The following is an 11866-nucleotide window of genomic DNA, read 5'->3' as shown; positions in this document are numbered from 1 at the left end:
AAATTGCGAAGAAGTGGACAATGCCACTTAGGGACTGGAAACCGGCGATGAATCAGTTCATTATCATGTACGGTGACCGTGTATCGCTATGATAAACAGCCACTTACACAGAAAATTTTACATACTCGAATCTGGACACCCATAAACCGGTGTCCTTTTTTATCTCCAAACTGCGCAAAATCCCCAGCAGTCTGGTCAGTCATTTCCAGTAGAAGGGATCAGTCCTCACCAGCAGGCCTATCAATTCGGTGCAGCGCCTACACTATCCAGAAGCGACCGAATTCGATGGTCGTGGTCAGGGTACGGCGGTTCAATATGGCAACGGCGTTAATAACATTTTTATATATAAAGTAGGAACAGGCTGATTGGAGCGCAGCGTCGAGTCAAACAAACCATTAAGGCTTTCGTGTTTATCTTTTAACCACCGATCCAATCGAATACAGCACATCTTCACCCGGGCAGGCATGTACCGGAATATTCAACGCACATGGTTGGTTTGGTTTATCCAGGCAGAATTCAAAACGGGTTTGGGTTTTTACGGGTTGAGCAATTATATTTTTTGGTAATGCGGACCACTTCCAGCGGAGCACAACTTTTTTAACCACATCAGCAAAGTCGCGGTGGCTGGCCGTCACAATCCTGAGATCTTTGATTTCATTTTGTGGCGTAATGACATACTCCACTGTTGCACATCCATCGATGGAACTGCTTGCAGCCGATATCGGATATCTTGCCACAAATCGTTGTAATTGCTGCCATTTAGCCGATTGTAGTTCGTTTTGAGTGACGGTTAAGTTGGTATATTCATCCGGGGCTTTGGTCGATGCACAGCCGCTGACGACGAGGGTTGCGATGACCAGAATCAGCTGTTTTTTCAGCATAAAAACATTCCTTGTATTTACAGTCACGGATGGTTAAAGGTGTAAATCTTTACCAGACGTCTGCCTATTTTGCCGATGATAGCCTGCTGAAATTAACTTGATTCGGCTTGAATATCAACGTTAAAGAAACATTTGTTTTTCATTGAGGAACGTGTGGCGTGAGAAACCAGACATCGCCGGTCTGGAAGCAACTCAGCCACCCGGCTGTTGATGCATCAGCATAAACAGCCTGATCACGTTGCGGACATGGCTTTCAATCTGTAAACCTGCGTGTTTGGGCGGTTGTTGGAACATGCGCCTGAGCATATCCATGCCGACCAGCATCCCAAATAGCAACTCGCCGCTGGCGTCCGGATCGGGACAATATAACAAACCGGCTGCACCTGCGTTGCCCAGCCATTGCTGAAACTGGTCGCAGGTGGCTTGTGGTCCCAGTTCATACATCCGGTGGCGTAAATCATCTGGCATGCCTTGATGGCCGTGCAGGGTATTCATCAGGCAGATGTGATCGTCACTGCATAAAAATTCCAGCAACCGCACACTAAAACTGACCAGCGCTTCGACTAGCTGGTCCGGATTGCGGATATCCGGGTTTAAACTTTCGATAAAGAAGTCCGATTGGGCACGCAGCACCGCTTCAATCAGCTCGTTGCGGTTGCTGTAACGGGAATATAAAGTGGCTTTGGACACGCCAGCTTCAGCCGCAACGGCTTCCATCGTGACGGCGCCAACACCTTCCTGAATTAAAAGTTTGCGGGCAGCCAGCAAAATTGCTGTGTCTTTACTACGATCGATGGGTCTGCCGCTGGTGGCTGTCATAAAAATTCTCTTGTTTATTGAACAAAGTCGTTCAATAATTAGTTTCTAAACGCAATCGTCTGATAATGACAGGCTCATACCGAGGGATCTATGCGCTGCATCAAATTGCTGCTGGTTATCGCCATTTTGTTTCAAATTTACGGGTGTTCTGAGCCGACGGTCGTGGTCGATCATAGCAAAAATGGCCGTTGGGTGAAAACGCTTCCGTTGCAGCTGCAACAACAGCACCAGCTGGAATTTACCGGTGTGCTGCGGGCTCGCACCGAAGTGCCACTGGCTTTTCAGGTGTCTGGCCGGTTACAGCAACGACTGATTGAACCCGGTCAGTTGGTTCGTAAAGGGCAATTGCTGCTGCAATTGGATCCCAAAGATTTAACCGAAGCGGTGCGGGTGGCGCAGGCTGGAGTCGATGCTGCCAAAGCCAGTGTCAATACGATGCAGGCGGAATTAACCAGGACTAAGGCGCTGATTAAAAAAGGCTTTATTAGCGACCAAGCGCTGGAACAAGTGCAGTTAAAATTCAACGAAGCCAGCGCCAATCAGGACCGCAGCCAGGCGCAGCTGGAGCAGGCGCGCCATGCGCTGACGTACGCCAAAGTACATGCACCGGACGATGGCATTATCACCCAAATCAGCAGCGAACCGGGCCAGGTGGTGACTGCTGGTCAGCCGATGGCGTCGCTGGCTACAGTGCAACAAGCCGAAGTGGAAATTCAGTTACCCGAAAATCTGACGCCGCCGGGAAGTGGCACTGTACTGATCGACGGTCAGTCGGTGCAGCTGGAATTACGCAGTTTTGCCGGTAGCGCTGACCCACAAAGTTTGTCGCGCCAGGCGCGCTATCGGTTGTTGGATGCGCCAGCGACTATCGCGCTCGGCCGGGTGGTGCAGGTGCATTTTCAGGAAGATCAGTCGCAGATAGCGCAGGTGCCGGTCGGAGCGCTGGATGAACGTGGTGTCCAGCCACAAATCTGGCAAGTGACGGATGGCAAAGTGCAGGCATCGCCGGTAGAAATTCTGGTGTTGGAGGGTGAAATGGCCTCGATCCGCACTTCCCTTACCAACGGCAGTCATGTGGTGGTGTTGGGCGCCCATTTACTGCAGCCGGAGATGGCGGTACAGGAGCTGCCACAATGAAGTTTAATTTGTCAGCGCTGGCGGTGCGGGAACGCGCCATCACCTTGTTTTTTATCATTTTATCCTTTATTGGCGGTACCTATGCTTTTTTAAGCCTGGGCCGGGCGGAAGATCCGTCTTTTACCATTCGCGCCATGCTGGTGTCAGTGTACTGGCCAGGCGCCACTGTTGATGAAATGCAACAACAACTGGCCGACCGGCTGGAAAAACGCATTCAGGAAGTTGGCTACGTCCATAAGCTGGACAGCCATATCCGGCCTGGCGCTGCCACCTTAACTATTGAATTTAAAGACTATACCCCGGCGGAAATTGTGCCGGATTTGTTTTATCAGGTGCGCAAACGGATGTTGGAAGAAAGTGCTTCGTTGCCGGAAGGGGTGGTTGGTCCTATCGTCAACGACTCCTTTTCTGATGTGTATTTCAGTCTGGTGGCGTTAAGTGCACCCGGTTTGCCGTTTCGTGAGCTGAGCCGGGAAGCCGAAGTGCTGCGCGATAAACTCAGTTTGGTGCCAGGGGTGCAAAAAGCAGTGTTGATTGCCGACCGGCCGGAGCGGGTTTATATCGAATTTGATCAGCAAAAAATGAGCACCCTTGGTCTTTCGGCGGCTGAGCTGCAGCAGCAAATCAGTGGTTTTAGCCGGTTAATTCCGGCCGGTCAAATCGAAACCAATGGCCCATCGCTGGCGCTACGTATTGACGCGCGGGCCGACAGTCTGGCGGAACTGCAACAGTTACCCATTCGGGTGAAAGATGCTATTCAGCCGCTGGGCGATTTAGCCAAAGTCCGACGCGGTTACGAAGAACCAGCCCGAATGCTGGCGCGCACCGGCGGTATGGATTCGGTATTGGTGGGTGTGGTGATGCAGCGCGGCGAAAACGGTCTGCAACTGGGTCAGGCGCTGCAAGCTGAAATTGCTGCCACCAGTGCCCGTTTGCCGTTGGGGATGGAATTACATCAGCTGACCAATCAGGCGGAAGCTATTTCGGCGGCGGTCGATTTATTTCAGCTGAAATTTCTGGTCGCGGTGCTGGTGGTGATGGCGGTCAGTATTCTGGCGATTGGCTTTAAAGCAGGTTTGGTGGTGGGTATTGCCATTCCGCTGACCTTAGGTCTGACCTTTTTGGTGATGAAAGTGGCCGGCATTAACCTGGACCGGATCACCTTAGGTGCGCTGATTATTTCTCTTGGCCTGCTGGTTGACGATGCCATTATTGCCATTGAAATGATGATGGTGAAAATGGAACAGGGTATGGATCGGATCAAAGCGGCTAGTTTTGCCTGGTCGGCCACCGCTGCACCGATGGCTTTTGGCACGCTGGTCACTATTGCTGGTTTTGTGCCTATTGGTTTTGCACGTTCTGGAGTCGGCGAATACACCGGTAATATTTTCTGGGTGGTGGGTTCGGCGCTGATTTTATCCTGGCTGGTGGCTGTCACTTTTACCCCTTATCTTGGCGTGAAATTACTCAAAGATGTCAAAGCCCACCATGAAGATATGTACCAAAAACCGCTGTATCTGAAATTGCGATCTTTGATTGTCTGGTGTGTTGAGCAGAAAAAAACCGTGATCCTGGCCACAGTGCTGATGTTGTTGTTGTCGTTGCTGGCGATGAACAAGCTGGTGCAGAAACAGTTTTTTCCAAGCTCCGACCGGCCGGAAGTGTTGGTCAGCATTTACTTGCCGCATGGCACGGCGCTGAAAAACACCGACGCCACCAGCCGTAAACTGGAACAGTTGCTGGCCGGAAATGCCGATGTGCGGACCATGTCGGCCTTTATTGGCGCCGGCGCACCGCGGTTTTTTATCTCCGCCAACCCAGAGCAGCCAGATCCGGCTTTTGCTAAGTTGTTGATAGTTGCGCAAGACGCTGCAGCCCGTGATCGCATCATGCAGTTGCTGCAACAGCATATCGACCAGGGCATGTTCAGCGAAGCGCGGATCCGCGTCAGCCGCCTGTTGTTTGGTCCGCCGGTGCCATGGCCAGTCAGTTTCCGGGTGATGGGCGAAGAGCCAGCAAAACTGCGCGAAATTGCCACGAAGGTGCAGGCATTGATGGTCAAAGACGCCAATATCGTCGGCGCGCATCTGGAGTGGGATGAACGGGTACCGGTGCTGCGCTTGAAATTACAAGCCGATACCATGGCAGCTTATGGTCTGACGGCGACTGAAGTGGCGCAGCAGCTGCAATTACAACTAACCGGCGTCTCGGTGTCGCAGCTGCGGGAAGATATTCGCACTGTCGAAGTGGTGGCGAGGTTAGAGCGTCAGCAAGCCCAAAAAGCCGAAACGCTGGAAATTAAAACCGTCCGTGGCCAGGCGGTGTCGATTCGACAGCTGGGCGAGCTAAAAGTCGAGTACGAGCAACCGCTGCTGAAAAGGTACAACCGCACGCCGTATCTGGCGGTGGTGGCCGATGTTCAAGGTGCGCAGCCGAACGATGTGTCCAACCGGTTGTGGCAACAACTGCAGGAGCTGCAGGCCTCACTGCCGGTGGGTTATAAAATTGCGCAGGCCGGTTCGGTGGAGGAATCTGGCAAGGCGGACGCTTCCATTCAGAAACTGATGCCGCTGATGGTCGCCTTGATGCTGATTTTTATTATGCTGCAAATGCGTTCTTTCACCGGGATGTGGATGGTACTGGCGACGGCGCCGTTGGGCCTGATTGGTGCCACTTTGGGTTTATTGATCTTCCGCCAGCCATTTGGGTTTGTCGCGTTGTTGGGGATGATTGGCCTGGCCGGGATCCTGATGCGCAATACGCTGATCTTAACCCAGCAGGTCACTGACAATCTGGCAACCGGTCAGTCGGCACGTGATGCAGTGGTTGATGCAGCGGTACACCGCGCCAGACCGGTATTGTTAACGGCGCTGGCGGCGATGTTGGCCTTTGTGCCGCTAACGCTAGATACATTCTGGGGACCGCTGGCCTTTGTGTTAATTGGCGGCGTGGGTGTTGGCACCGTGCTGACGCTATTATTTGTGCCTGCACTTTATATGCAGATCTTCAGCCGCAAACTACGCCACGCCGTGTGAGTATTAGGTTTAAGCCGTTGCGATAACCGGCTGCTTCGCGGCAGTTGGTTGTTGCAGCGGCGTCATGCCGCATAACCAGCGCAGCAGTGCAATGCGACGGATCAATTCAAAACCTGCTATACATCCGGCAAAAGTCAGAACAATCAGCAACGGCGCTTCAATGCCTGCAGGGATCGCCAGCGGTTTTAACCAGCTGGCAAACACGATCGTCAAGCTCTGATGCAGCATGTAACAAGGCAAAATGGCGACTGTGCAATAACGACGGATTTTGCCGTCTTGATCAAAGCTGAACGCCGGGCGGTTCAGCCAAAACCCAGCATATCCAAGCACCGCCAATAACCAGCCCCAATGATTCAGCACTGAGTTTAACCGATAGCCAAGTTGTACCAGGATTGAGTGCTCAAACTGTGCTGATAAGGACGGAAACATGTCATGCCGATCGGCAATGGCAAAGCTATAACAGCAAAGTGCCAGCGTTAAAAACCAGCGGCGATGGTCAATCACCGCTTGCCACCAGCTTTTATGCTGCGCCAGCAAATAACCGGCAATAAACACCGCAACATATTTGGCATGGCTGTACCAATCATCCAGCAAGGCATGGGTTGTTTCGAACAGCGGTTGCAGGAAATAAACAATGGGTACAAATACCAAAACCAGTGCTAACAAGGCGTAGCGGCCTGGCACGGGTTGCAAGGCTTTTGCCAGCGCATTCAGCGGCTTGCGGCAGAGTAATACCAGCATGGTATAGCACCATAAATAAGGTAAAAACCACAGATGATTCCAGGTCAGCAAGCCAATTGGACTATGATGGTCCACCAGTAAATCTGTGTTCGGGTTTATATATTGCCACCAGAACGCCAGATAACCGGGTTCAATCAAATCCTGACTCAGCGCTTCAAAATACACCTGCGGCGTGACGATCACGAACATGCCAAACAGGAGTGGGATCAATAACCTGCTGCTGCGGTTTCGCAGTAAAGCCGCAGCGCCAACTTTTTGCTGCACCAGGCTCAGCGCCATCGCACTTAACAAAAACAATAACGACATCCGCCATGGGTTGGTCAGGATCATCCAGTCCTGCAACGCCACACTGGTGACGCTGCTTTTGATATGCCAGTCCCAATCGGCCACGTAGTACATACCGACGTGGTATAAGATCAATACGGCAAAGGCCAGAATGCGTAACCAGTCCAGATCGTAACGGCGGCCTATGTCAGGTACATCTCGACGGCTAATTTCAGTTTGTGTCATGCTGTGACTCCAGTGGGTTGAGGCTTGATGGAATGCAGCATGTCGGAGCGCAGGGGCCACGCCAAGCGCCCGGTGGCTAAGCAGCGGGTTTCAGGGTTAAGAGGTGGATGGTTGTGACCAACGGTGAACGGATCAGCTGGCTACAGCGGTTTGAGCGGCATAAGGTGTTGTATAGTTATTTGGCGTTGGCGCTTTATATCTTACTGAACAACACTATCAACGCCACATCTGTCTGGATGGAACACAACCGGCAACCCGGTAATCTGCTGCCGTTGTGGGAACCGTTTTTGTGGGAATACAGCAGCATGTTGGCGACTTTGTTATTGGCGCCGTTGCTTGCCTGGTGGTTTGATCGTCATCCGCTGCGGCTGACTCAGTTACGCGCTTTGCTGCTGGCACATTTTCTCGGCTCGTTAGTGTTTTCGCTGGCGCACACCGGTCTGATGGTCGGTTGCCGGGAACTGGTCTATGACCTGCTAGGCCGTGGTTACGATTTTGGTCCCTGGCCGCGGGAATTGTTTTACGAATACCGCAAAGACGCCTGGGGTTATCTGTTTCTCCTCGGGTTGTATCAGTTGCTGCAATTTGTTTATCACCGGCTGACTGGCGACGCCACGTTGATTAGCGGTGATGACGAGCCGGACGGTAAAGCCGAACAGAACACTGAAGATGAAGTTGTCGCAGCGGCAGTTCCGCTTCAACTCAACCCGCCACAGCACTTTTTAGTGAAAAAACTCGACCGCGAATTTCTGGTGGCGATCGGTGACATCGAGTGGCTGGAAGCTTGCGGTAACTACGTAAACCTGCACAGTAAAGGTCGCATTTACCCGCTACGCGCCACCCTCAGCCAAACCATGCTGCAGCTGGAAATTCAGGGTTTTAGTCGCATCCATCGCAGCTTCGCGGTGAATCACCGGCATATCGACAATATCAGCTACCAACCGAGCGGCGACGGCGAACTGGTGCTGAAAAACGGCCAACAACTGGCGTTGTCGAGACGGTTTAAGGAGCAGTTTCGGACCCGATTTCAGGCTGGGGGATGAGGGGGGAACTCTCTTGGATTTGCGCCTGAATTTGAGTATTGAACCACCGCAAAAGGCTGTTGTTGTCAGTGTTAATGTCAGTGGGTCGTATGAGGTTGGTTCAGACCCCAAGCAGAAACTTGGCTTGAATTATAAGCTTGTTTGTCTATAATACGCGGCAACAACACCCCTCCCGCTACCCGTAAGATCAGCGCCCTGTGAGGGGTTACTTTTTTTGAGAACAGGCAATTGAATGCAGTTCACAAAACCTCCGCTTACCCTGCAACAGCAAGTGCAACAGCTGATCTCTCGTGGACTTATCGTCGATGATGAAGAGTTAGCTGCTTCTTACCTATCACATATCAATTATTACCGGTTAGGTACGTATTGGTGGTCGTTCATTGACGACCACAAAACCCATAAATTTCGTGCAGAAACCACCTTTCAACAGGTGCTGGATCTCTATGTTTTTGATCGGGAGCTAAGACTGCTGGTGCTGGATGCTATAGAGCGAATTGAGATTGCAGTCAGGACACAATGGGCTTATCACGTTGCGCATTACAGTGGCGCTTTTGCCCATCTTGATCAGAGCTTATTTAACTCCAAAGATTTTGATTATGATGGGTTTATAGGGGCAGTTCATCAGGAATTGGTCAGAACCACCGAGCCAAATATTAAGCGGCAAATGGATAAGTACGATGAAGCAACTCCAGCTATTTGGATTTGCTGCGAGTTGCTTAGTTTTGGATGGTTGTCCAAATGTGTCGATGGCTTGGCCAGACGATCGTTAAAAATGAATATAGCCGATCATTTTCAACTCAATGAAACGGTACTTTGTTCAGTCTTGCACCATTTGACCATGGTCAGAAATATCTGTGCGCATCATGCCCGTTTATGGAACAGAGATTTCACTATTACTATGAAATTGCCGCGCAAAGGGCCGGCGCCTTTGTTGTTAAGCTTGAATTTAGACCGCCCTAAAGAGCTTTATAATACCTTGGCTATGTTGTGTCATTTTATGAATGTGATTGCCCCTGAGCACCACTTCACACAGCGCTTAATTCATCTTATGAAGATACATCCGAGCGCCCATCCAAAAGCAATGGGATTTCCTGAACAGTGGGACTTGTTGCCACTATGGCAGACCAGTTAGCGCTGGTTCAGACTTTAGTCCAAACCATGTTGGAACTGGAAATTCAGGGGTAAATCGACCATATCAGCCATCAACTGGTACGCAAGCAATACACCATTCGTCATTATTCCAATACTGCTTCGACTCCCACCACATCCACCCCCTGCAGTTGGCCAAGCCATTGATCAAACCAGGGTTTATGCGAAACACCGACCACCGACAGCACCCGGGCGCCGGGTTGTTCGCGAAATGTTTCTGCGATATTGGCGACCATCCGCAAGTTGCGGATATCCCAGCCACTGACCCAGATTTGCGGATAACCGGTCGTCGATGTGGCCCGTAGTGCGGCGCTGACGTTCACTTCGGCCAGCACCTGTAAATGGGCGGACTCGTTGATATATCGATACAGCGGCAGCAAATCGGCAGCTTTGGTCAGCGCCTGTACTTGCGTTTCGCGTTGATCAAAAGCACCGCGGCCCGCGCCCCAGGCTGCCATCACTTCCCGGCCAAAAGCGTCTTTATCGGTGTAAGCGATATTGTCGCCGGTGTGATTGTCGGTGGCGAACACCCGTTGCAGGCCAAGCCGTGCCGCCAGTCGCGCTGCGATCAGATAATTCTCATTGTTACGCTGGCTGATTTCGCCAAGCATTGTTACCAGAGTTTCAGTCAACCCATCCCCGGCACGTTGCTCGGCTGACGCCAACTGCAGCCACTGCACATAAGCTGAAGCGCGGTCATTGGCGGCCAAAAACAGCGCCGCCAACTGTCGACGTTGTGCTGGCGTCGGTTTCGTCGGAAGCGTTTTTAACATGGCATCGACAGCTGCCATCGCTGCCGGCACGTCCAGCCCGGTTGCGGTTTTCGCCAGCGTTGTCGCAGCACAATAGTCGCTGCCATATTTGACCGGATGCCGTAGCGCCAGATCGCACTCTTCACCCGATAAGGCCTCGATGGTGATGATCTCGGGCTTAAAACCTGCCAGCTGATCCAACAGTGGATCCAGCGCTTTGGCGTCAAAACCTGCGGGTAATTCACTTAAATGCACAGTCCCCAGCACCAACACTTGGGTGCGCGGCCCTGTCATGGCATTATCCAGTGTTGTCAGGTTTATGTTTGTTTGGGCTTGCGTGAATATGGGCAATGTCAAAACCATGCCTGCGACTAAAGTGTGAGTCATTATTGTTTTCATGCTGAATTCCTTGGTGTGTGCAAACACTGTCGGATGTTGGCAGTGAAATGGTTGTAATATACCCAAAATCATTGGAGATTCGGGTAGGCGAAGGCAACAACCCCGAATCTTCAAGGATGACGGGTATACACCACAACTTTATCACTGCCCGCTGAGCCGTTTGCCAAATGAAATAGCATAAGCACCTGAGCGCATTAGCAAAATTGGATCGGCCGAAGGCGTGATGCCGCTGGCGAGCACGTTCGGGTCGAAGTTGATGTTTTTGCACAGGTCGCCGCCGCTTTGGGTGATCCGAAACTCGCCACCGGCCACAACTTTGCTGCTGACAGGCCAGGCTTGTGATGGGTCGAGCAGCGGATAACCGGCTTCAGCCAATACCAGTTCCAGTTTAAATTTCAGGGCGCCTTGCGCCAGTCGTTCGGCCAAACGTTGTACCAGGAAATCTTTTGGCGGCGCGGCAATTTCGCTGGCGGTTAAGCCTTTGCTGCCATCAACCGGCGTCAACTGCCAGCGCACGGCCTGTTGCTGACCGCTGGCATTTTTCAGATAAAAACTATGCAAACCAAAATAGGGCGTGCTGCCATAGCTGGCGGGTGGTGCGGTTTTTGCCAGAAAATCAGCCTGCGGTTGGGTATCCGGATGCGCTTTACGATAGGCAGCGATTTTTGCCGGATCTGGTTTGCCGGTCGTGGCATCGGGGATCGTTGCCTGCAACAGGCCTAAAAAACTATCCGGATCTTTGGCGCCAAATACCGGTGTGGAGAGCAGTGAAAAATGCTGTAATTCGCCATTGCCGAGCTTAATTTGCGCGGCAAAACCGCGTGGGCTACGGCTGTTTTCCGCTGCATTGGGGTTACCACCGGCCATTGAAAACCGGCCGGTCAATGGAAACACGTCGCCGCTGAATAACGGCGAGTCGCTGTAAGTTGCCAGCGTTTTATCGCCCTGAAACTCACCGCTAACACAAACCCCTTTGGCGTGGCCTTTGCGTTCGCCTTTATGTTCACCAAAAATTTTGGCGAAGGTGCTGATAAATTGATCTGGTGTGGCAATGGTGGCGGCGTTGGCGTTGGTGGAACTTAAGCTCAGCAGCGACATTGCTGTCAAACTAGTTGTGAGGAACATGGCTTTCATCGTAAGCTCCGGTGGTGGCGTTATTGGGACAAATCAAGGGAATAGACAACAGGGACAGACAAACTGTAGCAGTCCCTGACGTCAGTGGTTGCCATGAAGTACCGGCGATCAGGCCCACGACTTTCGTGGCTTGCGATGCAATGCAAGAAAAACCAGCTCAGTTTCAATATCAGTAGTAGTGACAAGTACAGTTTCAGCCAGCAACATTTTGACAACCACCGCACTTGCTATCTGCGAATTTCCACATAAAATTGCCACATTTCAAG

The 11866-nt window shown here is 51.8% G+C and carries 9 protein-coding genes; 4 read left to right on the top strand and 5 right to left on the bottom strand.

The annotated features are described in order from the left end of the window. Positions 1 to 410: 410 nt before the first annotated feature. Both EOE67_RS15600 and EOE67_RS15595 read right to left on the bottom strand, forming a co-directional pair. Positions 411 to 881, bottom strand: a complete 471-nt coding sequence (locus tag EOE67_RS15600) for an energy transducer TonB (RefSeq protein WP_127700260.1) — start codon at positions 879 to 881, stop codon at positions 411 to 413. Positions 882 to 1073: 192 nt separating this feature from the next. Next, the gene (locus EOE67_RS15595; RefSeq protein ID WP_127700259.1) at positions 1074 to 1700 is read right to left on the bottom strand and encodes a TetR/AcrR family transcriptional regulator; all 627 of its coding nucleotides are present in this window, start codon (positions 1698 to 1700) and stop codon (positions 1074 to 1076) included. 192 nt (positions 1701 to 1892) lie between these two features. Between EOE67_RS15595 and EOE67_RS15590 the strand changes: the two genes are divergently transcribed. Both EOE67_RS15590 and EOE67_RS15585 read left to right on the top strand, forming a co-directional pair. Next, positions 1893 to 2837, top strand: coding sequence for an efflux RND transporter periplasmic adaptor subunit (locus EOE67_RS15590; RefSeq protein ID WP_164852374.1), 945 nt, complete (start codon positions 1893 to 1895; stop codon positions 2835 to 2837). Beyond that, positions 2834 to 5872 (top strand): efflux RND transporter permease subunit, encoded by a 3039-nt coding sequence (locus EOE67_RS15585; RefSeq protein WP_127700257.1) that lies wholly within the window; start codon positions 2834 to 2836, stop codon positions 5870 to 5872. Before EOE67_RS15590 ends, EOE67_RS15585 begins: the two co-directional genes overlap by 4 nt. 9 nt (positions 5873 to 5881) lie before the next feature. On the opposite strand, the gene EOE67_RS15580 is transcribed toward EOE67_RS15585, so the two are convergent. After that, the gene (locus EOE67_RS15580) at positions 5882 to 7123 is read right to left on the bottom strand and encodes an acyltransferase family protein (protein ID WP_127700256.1); all 1242 of its coding nucleotides are present in this window, start codon (positions 7121 to 7123) and stop codon (positions 5882 to 5884) included. Positions 7124 to 7236: 113 nt separating this feature from the next. Between EOE67_RS15580 and EOE67_RS15575 the strand changes: the two genes are divergently transcribed. After that, positions 7237 to 8166, top strand: a complete 930-nt coding sequence (locus EOE67_RS15575) for a LytR/AlgR family response regulator transcription factor (protein ID WP_240652839.1) — start codon at positions 7237 to 7239, stop codon at positions 8164 to 8166. A gap of 232 nt (positions 8167 to 8398) precedes the next feature. Then, positions 8399 to 9298 (top strand): Abi family protein, encoded by a 900-nt coding sequence (locus tag EOE67_RS15570; protein ID WP_127700254.1) that lies wholly within the window; start codon positions 8399 to 8401, stop codon positions 9296 to 9298. A 103-nt stretch (positions 9299 to 9401) separates the two neighbouring features. On the opposite strand, the gene EOE67_RS15565 is transcribed toward EOE67_RS15570, so the two are convergent. Continuing rightward, positions 9402 to 10361, bottom strand: coding sequence for a DUF5694 domain-containing protein (locus EOE67_RS15565; protein WP_206099623.1), 960 nt, complete (start codon positions 10359 to 10361; stop codon positions 9402 to 9404). Between the two features lie 246 nt (positions 10362 to 10607). Further along, positions 10608 to 11600, bottom strand: a complete 993-nt coding sequence (locus tag EOE67_RS15560) for a catalase family peroxidase (RefSeq protein ID WP_127700253.1) — start codon at positions 11598 to 11600, stop codon at positions 10608 to 10610. Positions 11601 to 11866 lie beyond the last annotated feature (266 nt).

The sequence above is a fragment of the Rheinheimera riviphila genome (assembly GCF_004005945.1).
GTDB lineage: Bacteria > Pseudomonadota > Gammaproteobacteria > Enterobacterales > Alteromonadaceae > Pararheinheimera > Pararheinheimera riviphila.
The sequence above is the reverse complement of the archived record's forward strand: the minus strand, read 5'-3'. Positions and strand labels throughout refer to the sequence as shown.